Source organism: Gillisia xinjiangensis, from assembly GCF_046298265.1.
GTDB classification, from domain to species: domain Bacteria; phylum Bacteroidota; class Bacteroidia; order Flavobacteriales; family Flavobacteriaceae; genus Gillisia; species Gillisia xinjiangensis.
Map to the genome: position 1 here is coordinate 16,683 of NZ_JBKAHK010000012.1, position 20,128 is coordinate 36,810.

Genomic DNA, 20,128 nt, shown 5'->3' on the forward strand with positions numbered 1-20,128 from the left:
TTATTAATATCTATTTTTTCATTCTCTCTAAAAAGAGTGGAAACGAATGTTTGATCTATATTTTGAATTACCCCTTAGGGGGTTAGGGGGTTTTTACAATTTATTCATCTTCAATAAATAAACAAATTTCACCAAATGAATTTGTCTTGTAATGCGCGAAGGTTGTTTCACCAGTCTATATGCCCATTCCAGGTTGTTATCTACCCACCATTTTGGGGCCCTGTCCACATTTCCGGTGTAGACATCGAAGCTACCACCCAAGCCCTGGTAAAGAGCGGGATGTTTTTGCCGCATTTCTTCCATTAGCAGTTCCTGCTTTGGTGAACCCATCGCGACAAAAACCACATCTGGTTTTCTTCGAGCAATATCATCTATCAAATTCAGCTTTTCCTGCTCGGTTTTAAGGTATCCGTTCCTGAAATTCACGATATTGATCTTGGGGTAGGCGAACTTAAGTTTACTAACAGTTCCTTCTACAATTTCTTGTTTCCCTCCTACCAGATAAAAAGATTTATCATTGTGATAGGCTTTTATAATATCCAACCACAATTCACAACCGGGAATTTTGACTACGCTTTTAATCCCTTTTTGTTTCAATGCCATTACTGCCCCAATACCATCCGGATACCCTAAATTTCTATTGATAATACCACGTGAGACATCGGTTGCGTGAAGAATTTTCTCTGCGTTAACCGCTACCAAAATTTTTTGACCTTTTAATGCAAAGGATATTAAATCCTCACGGGACTTAGGCGCAAAAGTTTGTACCCCGTTTAAAAGTTTATAGTCCATTGGTTTTTTATTCTTGATTCCCTAAAAAACAACTCATCCCATAAAACATAAACGCATTACTCCACCTCATATATGAGATCTTAGAACTTATTCCCTTTTTAACCTGATAATAAAAATAGCCTTTTCTATCCTGCATGTTTTTTACACTCCAGGCAAGTACCTTTTCCGCCAATTCCCGATTTTCCTCAAACCTGTGAAGGCTTTTTAGGGTTACCAACAACTGCCCCGGACAATGAATGTCTATAGGATAGGTTTTATTGTGGTAATATTTTGGGGTGCCATCTGCTTCAAAAAAGTTGGTGATGTAGAATTCAAAACCTTTTACCATTTTTTGCTGAAACGAAGCATCTCCTGTTTTATCCTGGTAAACCTGAATAGCATCAAGGTTATACCCGGTATGGAAACTATCAATCCAAGACTGAACCGGTAACAAACCATATACCCAGGAACCATCTTTATTTTGCCCTTCACAGGCTGCTAAAACGGCTTCTCGTGCTGTATTTCTATATTCATCTTTTCCAGAATAATAATAACACAAACTAAGTAGCTTAGCTCCAAGCAGGGAGGCATTATAGACCGTATTGTTCCCTTTCAGCGGACAGTAAGAAAACAAAAATCCATTATTATGTGCGGTCCTGTTAAGATCTTTCATAACAAAATTAGCAGATGATAATGCTGTTTGCAGATAAATTTCATTTTTTGTGATCTCATAGGCTTCAAATAAAGCTGAAGCGCAAAATGTAGTAGCAACAACCGTAGGCGTGTTTTTCGGAAATAAAAACAGCCTTCTCGCCTGCCAGTCAAAATTATAGCCCCAACAGGCACCGGAATAATCTTTGTTTTGAAGATCGAGAAGCAAATTCGAAAGGAAATTGATTTTCTCTAAAATATTCTCTTTAGTGCCAAATGTTGTATTTCCTTTTTCTGCAATTTTATAAAGATTGCAATAGCCACTCAAAAACAACCCAATTCCTTTGGCATTAGTTTCTTTTGGAACCATTAAGATGCTTCGGAAATTTATTGGGCTTCTTTTAAAACCCTGGATCCAGGCCAAACGTGCAAGATCCCAATTTTTTAATGGAGTAGCCTTAAAAATCTTTGAATTCAAACCATCATAGGGATCCCAACCTTTAAAATTCTCGGCTTCACAATAAAATTTGAGATTTTGAAAGGAATTTACTGCTCTATACTTCAACCTGTGCTCCTCCATTTTGAATAGATTCCAAAACTTTAAAACTGGCTTTGGTTACAGCATAAGTTTGATCAAATGCTATAGGTGCATTACCATCTTTTAATAATTGATCTATAAATGATTCAACCATTTCTTTCTGACCCTTATCCTGGTTAAATAATTTCTTCTTAAATGGTTTTCCCTTCCCATAAATTTTTAATTCTTTGAAATCATTAATGATCGCTGTTGTTCCAGAAGAAAATATTTCAACATATTCCTTGGATAATTCTTTTGATCCATTAGCAAAATATGAAACAATTCCGGACGAACCATTTTCAAACTGGATTAGAATGTTAACGGTATCATTTAAAGAATCAGGATCTGGAAGTGCATTCGCCGATAATTTGACTGGTTTACTTCCATTTATAAAGGTTAGATAGTCTATAAAGTGGCAAACCTCTCCAAGTATTCTACCACCACCAATTTCCATATCCTGCATCCAACTGTCCTTTGGGATTACACCCGCATTAACCCGATAGATCATTGTCATTGGACCGCTACCCAACTTGCTTTTTACAATTTTGCTAAAAGGGGCAAATCGGCGGTTAAATCCGATCATTATGGCTTTATTTGAATTGTTTTTCAATTGCCTGATTTCTTCCAATTCTTCTAAGGAAAGACATAGCGGTTTTTCAACAAAAATATTCATACCGGCTTTTAAGCCTTTTAAAACATAAGGTGCATGAGAATCGTGCCTAGTGGCTATAAATAAGGTATTCGTGTTTTCATTGAGAATATCTTCTTCCCTGGAAGCACAAAACTGAAATCTAAATTTTTCAGCTACCCTCTTTGAGGTGGTACCATTATTTGTTAATACTCCAATTCTTTGAATTTTTTCATCTCCCGGAATGCTTGGTAATAAATTCCCCTGTGCATAGCTTCCAGCCCCAATAAAGGAAATATTTAATTCCCCAGCTGCGGAACTTGCATTGGTGAGGATCGGCTCCTGATTTTGTGCTTTTTTCGTGTCGTATTTAAGAGCAATACCAATAAAGGGTTCCGTTTTATTTACAACGAGATCAAAGGCTCTTGGAGCATCGTTAAAACTAAATTGATGTGTGGTCAAATAATCTATGTTGATCCTTCCGGTACTGAGCAATTGTTGAAATGCTTCCATATTTCGCTTTTCCGTCCATCGAACATAAGCAATAGGATAATCTATCCCTTTTTCTTCATAATTAAGGTCATACCTACCGGGACCATAAGAACAGGCCATTTTTAATTCCAGCTCTTTTCTGTACCAGTGAGGATCTCTATCGAAACCTGTAGGGACTGCTCCAAGAACAACCACTTTTCCTTTTTTTCGTGCTATTGAACCTGCAAAATTTATAGGATCAAGGCTGGAGGTTGCAGCTGCAATAAGTACTGCATCTGCTCCAATTCCGTTTGTTGCATTTAATATTTTATCTTCTAACCCACTTAAATTTCTTTGAAAACCAAAATCAACAGCTTTATTCTCCACGGCAAGATTAACAGCAGTATCAGAAATATCTATACCTATTACATTTACTCCCGAGGCTTTCAGGATCAAACACGCGATTTGGCCTAATAAACCAAGTCCTATGACAACGCAATTTTCGCCAAGTCGCAGATCTGCCTGGCGAACGCCCTGCATTGAAATTGAACCAAGTGTATTGTATGCGGCATTCTTTAGATCTAAACCCTCGGGAAGTTTAACACATAAATTTACCGGTACTGCTATAATTTCTGCGTGATTGGCATAACCTACACCTGCACAAGCAACTTTGTCTCCCACTTCAAAATCTGTAGCTCCTTCTCCCACTTCTATCACTTCTCCGGCAGAACTATACCCAAGCGGAGAATAGGCATCAAGTTTTTTAGTCACCGCCCTATAAGTTTGCACGGGCCCTTGTTTTTTAAGTACATCCAGCACCTGTTTCACCTGTTGCGGTCTTTCTTTTGCTTTTCCTATAAGGCTTTTGCGAGCTGCCTGCACAGTAGAACCCTCAGTCCCAGCACTTATTATTGAGTAATGGTTTTTAACTATTAGCATTCCTTTCCCTAATTGAGGATAAGGTACCTCCTGAATGACCATAGCACCGGATCCAAGTTTTTGCGTAAGTTGCTGCATATTATAAATGTTCTTTTATTAATTGATGTAAGTGGTTCCGTGAATATTTTTCTCGAATAGTTTCCACTGTTTTTCGTTTAATGCGAATTTCTTCTTCTGAAATATCTAGTAATTTTATAGAAAGTTCCTTACTATTGAAACCACATGACCATCCTATTTGGTTTTCCAGAACAAATTCAGAACTATCATTATCTCCCAATACAATTATAGGCAAGTAGGAGGCTAAATAATCGAAAATTTTATTAGGTATTGAAGGGGTAATCATTGGCAATATGCCAATATCCTTATCTTCCAAATATGATTTCATTTTATCCCTATCTACCTTTCCTATTATTTCAACATTATCAATTTCGTTTTTCTTTATAAATGAGGTGACTTCTTCATATCGTGCTCCCTTACCATCTTCACCTATAATTGTAAAATGATAATTTTTATTATTTCGCAAAACTTCCAAAATTGGTAATACATTTATTTGATGTTGCAGTTGGGCAACACATACAAGTTTAATTTTATAAAAGTTATTGACTAGTTCTGCTTTAGTAATATCTTCCCATCTTGCATCTTCCCAGCCGAGAGGAATTAAAACCGAGGGGGTATTAATAGAATAGCGTTTTAGCCATTTTTTAAAAGTGGGAGCCGTATAAAATGCTTTATCATAATTTTTTAAGGAAGGAGAAAGAAAAGCATGACAATAAATTTCAAAAATTCGTTTTTTTCTTTTATTCTTTATATCAAGAGCATCTGGCCATATGTCCTGAATATCCAAAATGATCCTGACACCTTTTATTTTTTTTAAAAGGGAAATAAAATAAATGAGTTCAACAGGTCGGGAAGGCAACAAAATTTTATCATTCCTTTTTACCTTGAACAGAAGAAGAGAAAACACGTAAATAGAAAAGAAAAGATTATTTAAAACCCTACGGATAGAAACGTTATTATAATAGCCCAGAACCTTTAGTACTTTTAACTTATATTCAATTTGTTCCTTTTCAAAATCAATTTCCTCTAATTTAAAGAATCTTTTTTCTGCATGATAAAAATTTGAAGTAAAGTAAATAACTTCCTCTCCTTCATCTGTGAGAAACTGAGCAATATTGGGGAATCTATTCCCTCTTTTAGTTAGGATAGATTCAGTAGGTCCAATAAGATATGTTTTACCTTTTTGTGCTAATCTCATGGTAGGTGTAATCAAAGTCTTGGGTTATTTTACTTATATCGAACATATCAGTATACTTTTTACCTCTTAACAATCTGTTTTTATTAAATCCATTTATGGACAAGGTATAAAGTAAAGAATCCGTAATCGCATTTATACTTTTCACTTCTATAAGTAAACCATTTTCCGGTGTAATTAAGTCACGTAAAGCTCCTACAGGAGTTGTGATGCAGAATAAACCTGATGCTAGAGCTTCCAAAACACTATTAGGACATCCCTCAGTATATGATGGTAATATATATATATCGTGGGTGGCATACATATTAAATTTTTTATTTCCAGTAACTCTACCTGGAAACAGCACCTTTTCATCAGGCACCCCATCTCGTTTTAATTTTTCCTTTAATTTCTCTATATAACCAACTCTATCCTCGTGACCTGCTATGGTAAACTGAAAATATTTCAGCCTTTTAGTAATATTCAAAACACAAATAGCATCAATAAGCTCTTCTATACCTTTAAGATTCTGAATCCTTGCCAAAAAAAGAACTTTGATAGGCCCTGAATTAGCAGGAGACTCTCTAGCGATTATACCCTTTTTTTCAATTGCGGTCTTAGTTACTTTTATATTGGACTTACCTAAAGGATATAAATCCAAGAGGTCATTTTTAAAGGCAGATGCAAGTACAAACTGGCATGTACCATTTTGGAAAATAAAATTAAATGCAAATTTCAAAAAAATATTAGAACTAATCTTTTGGAGGATTGGTAATTTCCAACCTCTATAAAACACAATAGTTCTTTTACCTAATATTTTAGCAATTAAAATTAAAATTCCATCTCTAATCAATGGAACCGGAATTAAGGAGGGACTTACCTGCACAATAACAATCTTCCTGTCAAATAAAAGCAATAGAATGAAAGTGAAAATGTCATATATTAAATAAAAAGGATATAGAAATCTTTTTAAAACAGGGTAATAGAAAAGGTAAGCTCGAGAACCAATTGATTTGTGTTTTAACTGAAAAGCTTCTGATTTAAAATATTTAAAAAATAAATTATAGTAGTTAACAACACCTCCCTCGTGGTTCAGTGGATTAGAAATAATTAGAATTCGTTTTTTCAAATTTCTTGATTTGTAAATAGGGTAATATTGCAAATAAATAAAAAGCCTCGGTTGATCGTAGTAATCCGGAATAGAAATTCACCAAAATAAGAATAGTTATTAATGACGCACCTATATATGTATGGTTGAGTCCAAGATTTTTTAGATTTTTAAAAAAGAAAATCAGCTTTATGTACATTATAATAAGCAGACCTATACCAACTAATCCATAATTATACAAAAAGCCAAAGATATCGCTATGAGCGTGAGTTCTTCTAAATTGAGTTCTACGAGAATCCTCTTGATTTCCAAAACCAAAAATCCAATTATCAGATTCATACCAGGTTTCATATAGCCTAGTGTACATTCCTACCCTTCCAGATCCTGCTTTTTCATTATCTGGATCAAACTGCTCTTCACTAAATCTATTTCCTATAACTTCCTTTTGTTGTTCATAAATAAAAAATCCTATTACGCATAAGGATAAAAGAATAAATACTCCCCGCATCAATTTTTTAACCCTAAAATCATAATATAATGTGTTAAAATAATATAGCACATTAGCGATACTAAATGCAAGAATAGCACCGCGCTTCAAAGTTATTAAAATAGCTAGCGCAGATATCAAGACATAAAAAAGATTATAGTTAAAGCCCTTAGTTGAATAAAGTATTATTGGGTAAATAAATAAAACCAAATATGCAGCAATATTGTAATCATCCTTAATAAAACCAGTAATCACAAATAAAATTGTAAAGAAAAAAGCTGCAATGGCAATTCGTTTAATAACATTAAGAAAATCCTCAAACAGAAAAATTCCCTTAAAAGCATATGCAAATAACACATTTAATCCCAATGTCCAAAAAAGTATTTTGGAGTATATCCAAAAGCCTTCAAAGAAATCCCGATCAGTAAACAAAAAGAGAAAAAGGATAAAGTTGAAGAGTAAAAAGTAATTGAAAAATTTAAATTTTCTTATAATATTAAAATTTCGAAAATTTTCGATTATAAATAATATTAAGATTAAAATCCTTAGGCCTCTTGAGAGATTTAGAAGCAAGGGACTACTATAAAGCTGTGAACTTAGATCGGTTACAACTAAAAGTGGTAAACCAAATTTTAAAAGAAAAATGAGTAACTTCATAAAAACATTTTTAGTGTTTCCGTAATTCTCAAATTGCACATGTTGTTTCTACAAAATTCTCCTTTTTCAAAAACCCACTTATTTTCTTTTTCACTAAAATATAATCTTCCTGGGATATTATCAATTACCAGTAATTCTCTATCATCTTTTTGCCCAAAATATGGTTGAATTTCATTTACAAAAAGATTCCCATCTTCTGAAACAAAAATATCTACATCTACAAAATTAAAATCATATTCTTCTGTAATACTCCTTACTAAGTCCAAAACCTCTTCGGGCGGCATTCCATAACCAAATTCCTGTGATCCACTATGGAATTGACCCTTTTTAATTTTTTCATAGCCGAAATAAAATTCTCCAATCCTAATGATCCTCCATTCCTTTACATTTTTGAGATACATTTGCAGAATTATGAAACCATGTTCCTTATCTAGTTTATGTTTTCTATATGTTCTTATACCCTTTTCAAAAACTTTGGTGGAAATATTTTTTAAATCCTTGAAATTCTTTAGGATTTTCACTCCCGAAGCTCCTGATCCACTGCTGGATTTGTAAACTATTGGATACTCAATTTTTTCTCCGAATTGTAGTACTTGCCGGTTATCATAAAAAACGAAAGATGAAACATGAGAAATATTGTTTATTTTAAGCCATTCAAGTGTCCTAAGTTTGCTTTCCCATATCCAAAGAGCATTTACATTAGGAAAAATTTTGATATTAGTATTACTAATTATTCGCAACCTATTATCAAACATGTCTTTCCAGGGAGTATATTGTACTGAAGGTCTTACCATTAAAAAATCAACTTCTGCACTCTTCAATTGTTCCCACCAATCAAATTGAAAGAAGTCGATTACTATATAAGAAATGCCTAATTCCTGACACCCTTTAACATAGTGACTGTGTAAATGCCACTTCTCTTTCACTATACCAATTTTATATTTTGATGCAGGATATTCTCTCTGGACATCCTTAGTTATATTCTTTACCTTACTTATAGCATTTTTTTCCCTTATTTTGAAAAAATCAAAATAATAAAATATAATTTTTTTAAGAGACAGTATGAATTTATCTATCAAACTTTATTTTTTAAAATTGTTATTACCATTTCCCTATGCGTTTCGCAATTAATAATATTTTGTAAAGTATTTTTTCTTTTTCCGGAATAGATCCAATTCAGCCAGGGAAAGTATTCATTAAATTTTCTCAAGAGACTACCATTTCCATTCAAGACACTCAGATAGATAGGTTGAAGCTGAAGGGAAAGGTCGTTCCATTGTTGAATCACATATTCTGGTTCCACAATTTTTGAATTTTTTTCTTCAATTTTTTTAAAAAAATCTAAAGCTTCAGTTTGATTCATTTTTCTTATACCTATCTCATTATTCTGTAAACTTTTATGCACGTAAGGTATAAGATTATACTTAACATCATTATTAGGAAATAAATCCATTTCGATTAAGAATCCACTATAAAGCCATTCTTTTTTTAAAGGGTACGGGTCAAAAATAAAATTACCTTGTCCATAAAATATTTTTCCTTTACTATAATTTTCATAACAACCAGCAACATGAGAATGCTGGCAAATTACTGTATCTACGCCTTGATCAATAAAGAAACGACATAACTCTTGCTGGTTAGGAGTAGGAAGCATGTAATTCTCTTTCCCCCCGTGATATAGAAGGATTATAAAATCTGAGGTCTTTTTTAGTTTTTGAATCCTAGTGATAAAATCCATTAAGTTTAAAGGATTTGCACCACCTTTCCCATTTTCAGCAATAGAAAATTCATGTTCTGCATAACTTATTACAGATATTCTTTTGTCTTGAATATCCGTTGAATATGGTCTGGAGGCTTCTTCTAAGTTTTCACCTGCTCCGCTAAAAATTAAGTTTGCTTCATTTAAAGATCTGATTGTAGAAGTTAAACCCTCCTGACCATGATCTAAAATATGATTATTGGATAAATTAAGGAAATTTATTCCGGCCTCCTTAATAGCATTCAGAATTTCAGGTGGATTTAAAAATAAAGCACCACTTTTGTTTATTGGCGATTCCTTAGTGGCAAGAGGAGTTTCCAAATTTGCAACAACAAAATCGGCAGATTTAAAAACCGGTAACAAATCACCCCATAATCCAATCGTGTCCCCCTTAATGAAGGCTGCTCTATCTCTAATTGTGGGGCATATATCGCCACCAATAACTATCTTAACCATTTTAATTTTGATCTATAAATAGCTGCGCCCAAACTTCAAAAGAGAAGAACATCCAAAGGTTTTTGAGATCTGCACTTGTAAAATGCCTGGGATTTTTATTCCAAATTTTTAAAATTTCAGGGTAATTAAAAAGGTCCCTTTTTTTTATCCCAGGTAATAAAAGATCTTCAATCATTTCTTTCATAGGTGTTTCAAGAAACAAATTCAGCATGGGAAGCGGAAAACCACTTTTGTTTCTATAAACAAACTTTTCATTATACTTCTGAACAGCCAGTTTTTTTAAAATATGCTTGGTGAATTTGTTAGAATTACCGAAGTCCTTCAAGGAGTTTGTTTTTGGTACAAGGAAATTGGTTGGTAACGACATTACCAATTCTACCAGATCCCTATCTAAAAAAGGAACCCTGTTTTCTACTGAATGAGCCATTGTCATTTTATCCTGTCGGTTAAGTAAATCAACCATATAAGTTCGCATATCATAAATACTAGCGTTCTTTAAAATATCACCTCCTTTAGGGAAAATTTGCCGTCTATTCTGCATTACATTTTCAATATTTGAATTCTTATTATAAAGTTTTAAAGAATCCAAGGTGAGCGCTGAGCTACTAAGAATAAAAAAATCTTCCAAAGAGGTTTCTAACCCATATTTTTTCTTAAGTCGGTTTCCAACTAAAGGAATCTTAGAATAAAAATCCATGTTGTTATTAACCCTGCAAGAAAGATCATGAAAACGGGAATATCCACCAAAAAGCTCATCTGCTCCTTCCCCACTTAAAAGTACAGTTACATTTTCTTTAGCTCTTTCGGCCATCCGTTTTATTCCGAATGCATTTGGAATACTAATAGGTTGATCTAAATGCCACGTTGCATTGAACAAATTTTCATAAACATAATGATTAGAATGTTGATAGCGATGGGAATCTGATTGTGTGTAATTTGTTACATAATTTATCCATTCTTCCTCTGAATATTTTTCATCGTCAAATACGATCGAAAAGGTATCCATGTTTGCTTTGAAGAATTCCCTGGCATAAGTTGTAACTAATGATGAATCTATTCCACCTGATAATTGACATCCCACCTTAACATCGCTTATTAACTGAGATTTTATACTTGCTTTTAGTGTGCTGTCAAGAATATTTAATGATTCATCAAAACTTTTAGGTTCAGTTTCTTCAGGAAGTAAAGTCCAATATTCTTTTATTTTCACTTCCTGCTCAGTTATCTCATAATAGTGAGATGGAGGTATTTGATTCACATTTGAAAACAGCGATCTGTCATGGGCACAATACCTGAACATTATATATTCATCCAGGTTATCTGAATTGATTTGCGCTTCAAATTCTGGATGAGCAGTGAAGGATTTAACTTCTGAAGAAAACATTATAGTTTGCCGGTTCCTATACACATAAATGGGTTTAATTCCAAAATGATCCCTCGCTACAAAACATTTTTTCTTTTTTAAATCAATTATTGCAAAGGCAAACATTCCATTAAGCCGTTTTAGCATCCCTTCTATTCCATACTCCATATATAGATTTAAAAGCACTTCGGTGTCTGTCGTACTTCTAAATTTATAACCTCTTTCTTTTAATTCCTTTGCATATTTAAAAGCGTTATAGGTTTCACCATTGTAGGCGATAATAACATTACCACAATTTGAAATCATGGGTTGATGTCCATTTTGTGATAAATCAAGTATAGATAACCTATTAAAACCTATTCCTCCCTGGAATTTTTCATATATAACCTTCTCTCCCCTAATTGGACTTGCTGTTTGGTCCTTAAAAAGCGAAAAACCCAGTAATCCCTGATCATCTGGTCCCCTATGAGACTGTATGTCAGTCATTTTCTTTAATACATCATAATTCAACGGTTTAGAGTCAAAATTAATGTAACCAACAAATCCGCACATTATTTAATTATATTATAATATTTATAAAAGGCCCTAATTCTATCATCGGTTAACAAAGGACCATGAGCCTGTAAAACATCAGGATCAGGATGATGATTTCCTTCAATCGCCATTAAACCATTTTTACTTAAAACAAAATCCCATCCTACACATTTAAGCATAGGCAATTGTTTTGCGGCGGTTAAAATTTCAATCCTAATTTGATCCCAATTGGGTATTGTAATACCTTCTATTTTAATATTTGAATCTGGATGATGGGAAAGACGTATATGCTTTGCTGATTTTGGATGTGCAGTAGCATCACTTAAAACTCCTGTTTTTAAATTTATTAATGCACTTACCCCCCCTTTTGTGAAATTATCTTGTGGTGCAGATGCAGAAGTTCCAATCCTTTGCACTGCCCGGGCGATAAAAGGCTCTTTTGTTATAGGGTCAATGAGAGTCAAAATTCTCATCGTGTTAACTGAAGTAGGGTTAAGAGATAGGGCAAAATCACTTTGTTCTATGAATTCGGTTAAAATAAAATTATCAAGACTGCTAAAGAAAATTTCTAGTTCCTCCTCCGTATATTTAGTTTTATCATTTAGTATAAAAGATGAATTAGATTTTTTAATTATATAAACTCCCTTACCTCCACCTCCGTTAGTAGGTTTAACAACAAAGGAATCTAATCTCTCAAATAAACCTTTGATGCTGCTTTCATTAGGGCTGGGATAAAAAATTCCTTGGATAAAAATTCCATATGTTTTTGGCACCTTAAAATAATTGCCCACAACTTCGGAAAAAATAAATTTATTGGTAAGAATTTCATTAAAGGGTTCATTTATCCATCTGGCCATGGATGTTTGGTAATCTGACAAATAATTGCCGGAATCATTTTTATATAATTCGTATAAAGAATATTTTTCCGCTAAAAATCCCTTTCGCCACAAAGCTATTTTGTCTAAAATTGATATTGGAAAGCCATCTTTAATGTCTTTATTAATAATATTAAATAAAGCTCTTGATTTATGATATGTATCTTTTATCATATTTATTTCCTAAGTAAGCTTTTAATTGAATAGATACTATTTAGAGTAGAATCTATAATATTTAGTGAGTTATTTTTTGCCGGTAAATCATGATTATATAAATCCAAATATAGTTTTACACCAGTTTCAACATCGAAATATTTTTTAAACCATAATTGTGAATTTTTCTTTTCGTTTTTGTTTGTAAGGCTTAGTATATTTTTTAAATTTTTCCCTGAATCGAAGTTCGTTACGACTGTCCTTGGGGAAAAGTTGGTTTTAAAAATTTCCTGAAAATTATCCCCTATTACTAATAATGGAAAACGGTCGTCCTTTTGAGGCACAAGTAGTATTTTATTTAGGCTAGCGGCTTCCATGAAATTCCTTCCCGTTCCTACAATTATTTCACCCAATTCTAACAATTCACTAGCCTTATTAGTAAAAATGTCATTAGTTTCAATAATCACGTAGGGCTTTAAATTTTTAATTTGAATATATTTTTGAATCTCCTTATAAATTTGCTCACTTTGAATTGTGCCAATTAATATTAAACGAGCATTTTTCCCTTGTTCCAGCATATTTTCTAATAAATTAATGCTTTGGAGTATTGAGGAATGATAATGTTTACCTATCCGTGAAATTCGTAAAATGGAGAATTCCGCTCTACCATACTTCTCATAGAAAAGGTTAACTCTATTTTTATCAATTTTCACTTCCTTTACTCTATTCGGAATAAAGGCTAGCTTTGATTTTCTATATCTTTTATTATTTTGGTAATAGGTATAATTTTCTAAGCTGAATAATACTTGTTTATCTGCCTTGGGATAATATTTTTTTGGATTAGGACCTCCACATTTATTAAGGATGGTAGGAAAATTCATTTTTTTGGAAATTAATCTACCAAAAGCAAAGGACTCCACATCAAAGGAATGAATAGCATCCGGATCAAATTGAAGACTAAAAACTTTAAGCCTAGTTAGTACACTTAAAAAATTGAACCCGTTATATTTTAAAAACTGAATAGAGTAGTTACCTTCTTCAAAAACGGAAGATTGTTTTATACCAATATTTAGGATCTTTACGTCATGACATTTACCAAGTTCATTGGCTATAGTGTTTAAACTATGGAAGTGTCCTCCTTTGCCATGACCAATTGTAGTAATTAAAAATAATATTCTCATATAATACGTTGTTCAACTTCAAGCTCAACATCAAATCTCTCCCGTACTTTTATTTGCACTTCAGTAATTAGTCGGAGAATATCTTTTCCTTTAGCACTACCGATGTTCACAATAAACCCACTATGCTTTGTTGAAATTTGGGCGCCTCCAACAGTATATCCTTTTAAACCTAATTCATCTAACATAGGACCAACGAATCTACCTTCCGGCCGTTTAAAAACGCTACCGCAATTAGGATAATCCCTTGGTTGTTTAGACCAGCGTCTATTCCTATTTTCCTCCATTTTTGCTTTTATATTTTGTTTTTCACCTTTTTCAAGTTCAAACCAAACCTTTAAAACAATTTTATCCTTATTTTTTTGAAAACAACTATTTCTGTAGGTGAAATTAAGTTCTTTTTTGGATTTCTCTTTTATCTGTAAGTCCGCCAAATCTAGGTATCTTACTTTTTTAATCAAAGCACCTATTTCTTCCCCATTAGAACCTGCATTCATCACAACGGCTCCGCCAACCGAACTGGGTATATCATAAAACATCTCAAGCCCCTTAAGTGAATGTTCCAATGCCAATTCACTCATTTGCAAAAGCGTAGCTCCGCCCTCTGAAATAATTTCTGTTCCATTAAAAATTATCTCATTTAAACATCCATTAAAAATTACGAAATCTTGATGATAATATTCTTTGCTCAGGATTGTATTGTTTCCATTACCCAAAATGATTTTTTCAGTATTTGTATTTGAAAAAATTTGAATTAGATCATTTTCATTCTCAGGGAAATATGCTCTTCTACATATACAATCGAGTTTATAACTATTATATGCTCTTAAATTAAAGTCATTTTCAATTTTCATTTAATTTTTTAATTTGATGATCACGTTATGAAACATGATTTCAATAAATTTAAAATCGCTTTTTTTATAATTAAAAATTTCCCTTATAGGCATTGAAACTTCCCTGGAATAAATAATAACAAAAAGAATCGCAGCCACAGAATAGCTAATTGTTGAAGCCAGTGCTGCTCCATTAGCCCCAAATTTAGGAATCCATAAGAAATTGCAAATAATATTTACTAACAAGGCAGGTGCCATAGCTTTCAAAGATATCCAAGGTTTTCCCCTTCCGGCTAAATCCATATTTAATACTTTAAAAACGGTTAACAGAAGTACCCCCGGTATGAGATACAATAATACTGAAGCACTATCGATAAAAGCAGAGCCATAAAGTAAGGTAATAACAAAAGGAGCTATAAAGGCCAATATAATACTTGCTAAACCTATTAATGAAATAGAAACTCTTAGTAATTGACAAACCTTCACTGAAAAATTGTAAGAATTTTTAGAAGTTACACTTCGGGCGAAAACAATCGTGCTCAGTAACATAGGGATTTGCCAGAGATATTGAATGAAACCCGCACCTTTGCTGTATATCCCAGTTTGGTAACTGGTGGATAATTTATCAATTAATATTACATCTAATTTATAATTCAAATTAATTATTATTAATGCAATTGCATATACCCCTCCTAAAGAAAGCAAAGCTTTTATTACTTTAAGATCAATTTGTGTAGAAAAAGCATTTATAAACTTATTCTTAAAAAGCATTAAAAAACTCATAATGGCTGGGCCAATAACCATTGCACCCATTGCTCCTGTTATTGAAAAATCAATAACAATTACAAGTAAAATAGTTCCGGCAAGAATAAAAAGTGGTGGTAGCCAATTTATTTTATTGTATTTCTGAATTTCATTTTTTCCTAAAAATATTCCTGAATTATAGGTGTTAAATAATGCAAAAGGAATAGGCGCCAATGCTAGAAAAACTAAGGTTAAATTTTCCCCAGAATTTGAAAAATATCTTATAAGCATAAAACAAATAATTATACTCAATATACTAGTGAATACCCAGATTTGACTAACTGCTGTTTTTATCTCTCTTTCTGTAAATTTACCTTTGCCAATAAAATAAGCTGTCGACTGGCTAACTCCTAAAGAACCAAGACTCATAAATAATGAAGGAAAAACCAAGAGAGCTGCAATTACACCATTAAGTTCCGGACCTAACCATCGGGCAATTATTATACTTTGAGCTAAACTAAAAATTATTACTCCACCGCGACTTAAGCCAACACTAATAAAATCCTTGATAAAGTTCACTTAACTTTTATTTATTATTTTAGCAGGGATACCGACAGCGATAGAATTATCCGGAACATCTATTAACACAACAGCATTTGCCCCTATAATTGCATTTTCTCCTATTCGAACTTTTCCAATAATTTTAGCGCCTGAATATATTTTTACATTTTTTTCAATTACTGGATATAATTTATCCATATCCGCTTTGCCATGGCTTCCAAAAGTTACTTGTTGCCATATTTTTACATTATCTTTTATAACCACTCCGGAACCAATTACTATACCCAAAGGATGTGCAAATTTAACATTCCTCCCTATTTGAGTATTATAGGAAATTTGACAATTACGCTTTTTCAATTGTACTATACTATATCTAATAGCAATTAATTTAAATATCTTGTATTTAGAAGAATTGAAATATTTACCAATTCTATAGTTTAGTAATAATCTAAAGGAAGGATTAAAGGAATACTTATAAAAAAAAGTTCGAAAAAAATTTTTGTGATTACCTAAATCACCCAAAATTTCGGTTAACAACTCTTTGATTGTCATTTAGAATTTACATTTAGCTGATTTAGCTTATCAATCAAATTTTCATACCCTCTTTCAATCTGCCATTTATTATGAATAGTTGTTTCACCTTCTGCAACCATACCAGCAAGAAGCAATGCCATTCCTGCACGTAAATCAGATGCTGTCACATTGGTTCCTTTCAACTTATTCCCCCCCTGGATTTTTAGCAAATCCCCTTCAACAGAATAATTAACACCCATTTTGGAAAATTCTTCAGCGTATGCATAACGTCCAGGAAATCTTAAATCTACGATATTAGATTCACCACGAGAACAAGCTCCGTAAATGGCAAACAAAGGCTGCATATCTGAATTAATTCCTGGATAGGGACCGGTACTAATTTCTACAGGGAAGGGTGTTCCGCCACGTACAATCAAAGAATTTTCACCTTTATAATACTTCATTCCACTTTCTCTGAGAAAGATCAAAGGAACTTCTAAATGTTCAAACGGAAAATCCAGAATCTCTACATCTCCACCGGTAATAGTTGCACCGATAGCCCATGTAAGTGCTTCCATGTTATCAGGTATTGCGCGATGCTTTACCCCATTTAACCTTTCTACACCTTCAATAACAATACATTTCTGCCCATACACCTTAATTTTCGCACCCATTTTATTGAGCATTTTTATTAGATCTATTATTTCAGGACGTATATGTGGATTCCAAACAGTTGTTATTCCAGTTGCTAATGTGGCACAAAATATAGCATTTTCGGTAGCTCCGGTAGATCTAATAGGTAAATAAATTTCACAACCTTTTAATCTTCCTTCTGTTTTAGTGCATAGGTAATCATCTTCCTCCCAAACTTTTGCGCCAAGTTTTTCAAGAACCATGATATGAATATCATATTTTCTATCGCCTAATTTACAGCCTCCTGGAAGTGGGACTCGGCCTTCCCCAAAACGAGTTGTCAAACATCCAAGAATCAATAAAGAATTCCGAATTGAACGTTCGTCCCAGGTAAGATTGGGAGATAAATTATTTTCAGTTATTTGCAAGAAGCTACCTTCTTCAATACAGGTTTTACCCATCCTATTTAACATTCCAATATGTACTTGCATATCCAGCAATCCATTTGGGCAATTATATAACTCGACCTTATCCTCTGTCAAAACTGATGCAGTTAAAAGTTTAAGGGCATTGTTCTTAGCACCACTTACTCTTACCTGACCTTCTAATTTACTTTTCTGAACTTTTAAAATACTATTTTCCATTAAACTCAATAATTATTAAATTTACCTGTTTTATAAATTTACCCCATACCAATTCACTGCTAACTTCAATCCAGCAACAATAGAAATATTGATTTGTTGTTTAATTTTTCTTTTGGTTTCCATAGTTGTTAAAGAACAAAAACTATAAACAAAAAACTTACAATTTAGAATCTGCCTTTTCATTCAAAATCCCTTTTACATCATAAACAATGGCACCTTCATTCTTCAACCCATCCAAACCCATCTCTAAAAACTCTTTATGCGCCACGGCCAGAACTATGGTATCAAACTTTTGTCGGGGTAGTTGGTTGGTGGTTTGCAGCCCGTATTCGTGTTGTACTTCTTCAGGATTGGCCAGGGGATCGTAAATGGTAATGTTGATGCCGTACTGCTGCAGTTCTTTTACAACATCGGCCACTTTGGTATTGCGTACATCGGGGCAATTTTCCTTAAAGGTGATGCCAAGTACCAAAATGTTCGCGCCTTTCACTTTCAGGTCATGTTGCAACATGAGTTTTACAACTTCAGAAGCCACGTATTTTCCCATAGAGTCGTTCATACGCCTTCCGGCAAGGATGATCTCCGGGTGATAGCCCAATTCCTGTGCTTTTTGCGCCAGGTAATATGGGTCTACCCCTATGCAATGTCCGCCCACCAACCCGGGCTGAAATTTCAAAAAGTTCCATTTGGTGCCGGCGGCTTCCAAAACATCCTGGGTATCTATCTTCATTAAATTGAAGATCTTGGCCAGCTCGTTCACAAAGGCAATGTTAATGTCGCGCTGTGAATTCTCTATTACCTTGGCAGCTTCGGCAACCTTGATGGTGGGTGCCAGGTGCGTTCCAGCAGTTATCACTGCTTTGTAAAGTGCATCCACCCGTTTGCCAATTTCTGGCGTGGAACCGGCAGTCACCTTTAATATTTTTTCTACGGTGTGTTCCTTGTCTCCCGGGTTGATACGCTCCGGGGAATAGCCCACAAAAAAGTCTTCGTTAAATTTGAGTCCGCTGCTGCGTTCCAGCACAGGCACGCATTCGTCTTCGGTCACTCCCGGATATACAGTAGATTCGTAGATCACGATATCTCCTTTTTTCAACACTTTCCCCACACTCTCACTGGATTTGTAAAGCGGGGTGAGATCGGGTCGGTTGTTTTTATCAATTGGGGTGGGAACGGTGATGATGTAGTGGTTGCAGTCCATGATGTCGCCGAGGTTGATGGTGACATACAACCCGTTCTCGACGGAGCTTGTCCTGAGCGTAGTCGAAGGGCTCGAACTGACATCGTGAGAGTTTTCGGTTTCATTGTGGCCGGCGAATTCTAAAACTCTTTCTCCATTAAGCTGCTTTGCAGGAACGGGATATGTTTTTAGCAATACGCTTTGCAGAACTTCATCTTCCACTTCCAGTGTGCTGTCGTGGCCGTTACTGAGTTCTTCTACCCTGGCGGCATTTATATCAAATCCTATAACAGGGAACTTTGTGGCAAAAAGCCTGGCAAGGGGCAATCCTACATACCCAAGACCAATTACGGCAATTCTTGTTTCTTTGTTCATTTTGTATTTATAATTGTGTGAGCGTAGGGACTCGGTGTTGGTTTTAAAGTTGGAAAGTTGAAAAGTTTGAAAGCTCCGGGTTCAAAATTCAAAGTTAAAAAGTTAAAAGTTCCCCCTTCGGGGATTAGGGGCTATCACGTTTCAAAACATAGTTCCACCCGTCCAAAAATTGAATTTCAGACAACTATCAATCAGTTTTTTAGGAAATATACGCTCCGTGAAAGGAGTCAACGTGAAGTAAAGGGGGCATTTTATAGGTTAAGTTCAAAGTTTGAAAGTTCGAAAGTTTTAAAGTTTTAAAGTTCAAAGTTCCAGCCTTTTATTCCTCCTTCGGGGGATAGGGGGCCTTGCTTTTCATGGCTTCGCCGCTCTGAGTCCCATTAACAGGGCTTCGGAGGGGGATAATTAATGCAGGGAAATTCATCTTCCATACATTGAGTCGGCAAAGTTACTATTTCACATTTGTTTAACACAAATGATTCTTGTTAAATTATCCTGATTTTTGGGTCAAACCGTTGTTTTTATGGTGATTTTACGGGAAACCGTAATTGGGTAAGTTAAAATATTAACAATCAAGGGTTTGGAAAGAGTTAAAAAGTTCAAGGTAAAAATGTTCAAAGTTTAAGGTTCAAAAGTTTGAAAGTTGGGAAAACACGGATTGCACAGATTACTAAAAAAGCGGATTACACGGATTTAAAAATTCAACCCCGACCCATCGGGGCCGGATTCAAGGTTAAAAAGTTGGAAAGTTGGGAAAACACGGATTGCACAGATTACTCAAAAAGCGGATTACACGGATTTAAAAAT

The 20,128-nt window shown here is 34.1% G+C and carries 16 protein-coding genes; all 16 read right to left on the reverse strand.

The genetic code is table 11. The features are described 5' to 3' along the window. Positions 1-93: 93 nt before the first annotated feature. Positions 94-792, reverse strand: coding sequence for a WecB/TagA/CpsF family glycosyltransferase (locus ACKGJN_RS16025; RefSeq protein ID WP_409540573.1), 699 nt, complete (start codon positions 790-792; stop codon positions 94-96). Positions 793-799: 7 nt separating this feature from the next. Further along, positions 800-1,987, reverse strand: a complete 1,188-nt coding sequence (locus ACKGJN_RS16030; protein ID WP_409540574.1) for a delta-aminolevulinic acid dehydratase — start codon at positions 1,985-1,987, stop codon at positions 800-802. Then, on the reverse strand, positions 1,977-4,115 hold the full coding sequence (locus ACKGJN_RS16035; protein WP_409540575.1) for a bi-domain-containing oxidoreductase: 2,139 nt from the start codon (positions 4,113-4,115) through the stop codon (positions 1,977-1,979). The genes ACKGJN_RS16030 and ACKGJN_RS16035 overlap by 11 nt, the downstream gene beginning before the upstream one ends. Before the next feature lies 1 nt (position 4,116). Next, the gene (locus ACKGJN_RS16040; protein WP_409540576.1) at positions 4,117-5,292 is read right to left on the reverse strand and encodes a glycosyltransferase; all 1,176 of its coding nucleotides are present in this window, start codon (positions 5,290-5,292) and stop codon (positions 4,117-4,119) included. Then, complete coding sequence (locus ACKGJN_RS16045) at positions 5,270-6,397, reverse strand: glycosyltransferase family 4 protein (protein WP_409540577.1); 1,128 nt, start codon at positions 6,395-6,397, stop codon at positions 5,270-5,272. Before ACKGJN_RS16045 ends, ACKGJN_RS16040 begins: the two co-directional genes overlap by 23 nt. After that, complete coding sequence (locus ACKGJN_RS16050) at positions 6,369-7,520, reverse strand: O-antigen ligase family protein (protein ID WP_409540578.1); 1,152 nt, start codon at positions 7,518-7,520, stop codon at positions 6,369-6,371. The genes ACKGJN_RS16045 and ACKGJN_RS16050 overlap by 29 nt, the downstream gene beginning before the upstream one ends. Then, positions 7,517-8,599 (reverse strand): ATP-grasp domain-containing protein, encoded by a 1,083-nt coding sequence (locus ACKGJN_RS16055; protein WP_409540579.1) that lies wholly within the window; start codon positions 8,597-8,599, stop codon positions 7,517-7,519. Before ACKGJN_RS16055 ends, ACKGJN_RS16050 begins: the two co-directional genes overlap by 4 nt. After that, on the reverse strand, positions 8,596-9,735 hold the full coding sequence (locus ACKGJN_RS16060; protein WP_409540580.1) for a CapA family protein: 1,140 nt from the start codon (positions 9,733-9,735) through the stop codon (positions 8,596-8,598). Before ACKGJN_RS16060 ends, ACKGJN_RS16055 begins: the two co-directional genes overlap by 4 nt. A gap of 1 nt (position 9,736) precedes the next feature. Further along, entirely contained in the window at positions 9,737-11,650 is a 1,914-nt protein-coding gene (asnB, locus tag ACKGJN_RS16065) for an asparagine synthase (glutamine-hydrolyzing) (RefSeq protein WP_409540581.1), read from the reverse strand. Beyond that, positions 11,650-12,681: a sugar-transfer associated ATP-grasp domain-containing protein gene (locus ACKGJN_RS16070; protein ID WP_409540582.1), complete on the reverse strand. Its 1,032-nt coding sequence runs from the start codon at positions 12,679-12,681 to the stop codon at positions 11,650-11,652. Before ACKGJN_RS16070 ends, asnB begins: the two co-directional genes overlap by 1 nt. Before the next feature lie 2 nt (positions 12,682-12,683). Continuing rightward, the gene (locus ACKGJN_RS16075) at positions 12,684-13,841 is read right to left on the reverse strand and encodes a glycosyltransferase family protein (protein WP_409540583.1); all 1,158 of its coding nucleotides are present in this window, start codon (positions 13,839-13,841) and stop codon (positions 12,684-12,686) included. Continuing rightward, on the reverse strand, positions 13,838-14,692 hold the full coding sequence (gene murB / locus ACKGJN_RS16080) for a UDP-N-acetylmuramate dehydrogenase (protein WP_409540584.1): 855 nt from the start codon (positions 14,690-14,692) through the stop codon (positions 13,838-13,840). The genes ACKGJN_RS16075 and murB overlap by 4 nt, the downstream gene beginning before the upstream one ends. Then, on the reverse strand, positions 14,693-15,994 hold the full coding sequence (locus ACKGJN_RS16085; RefSeq protein ID WP_409540585.1) for an oligosaccharide flippase family protein: 1,302 nt from the start codon (positions 15,992-15,994) through the stop codon (positions 14,693-14,695). Continuing rightward, positions 15,995-16,528, reverse strand: coding sequence for a serine O-acetyltransferase (locus ACKGJN_RS16090; RefSeq protein ID WP_409540586.1), 534 nt, complete (start codon positions 16,526-16,528; stop codon positions 15,995-15,997). Beyond that, positions 16,525-17,766, reverse strand: coding sequence for a UDP-N-acetylglucosamine 1-carboxyvinyltransferase (locus ACKGJN_RS16095; protein ID WP_409540587.1), 1,242 nt, complete (start codon positions 17,764-17,766; stop codon positions 16,525-16,527). Before ACKGJN_RS16095 ends, ACKGJN_RS16090 begins: the two co-directional genes overlap by 4 nt. Positions 17,767-17,923: 157 nt before the next feature. Beyond that, positions 17,924-19,321: a nucleotide sugar dehydrogenase gene (locus ACKGJN_RS16100; protein WP_409540588.1), complete on the reverse strand. Its 1,398-nt coding sequence runs from the start codon at positions 19,319-19,321 to the stop codon at positions 17,924-17,926. Positions 19,322-20,128 lie beyond the last annotated feature (807 nt).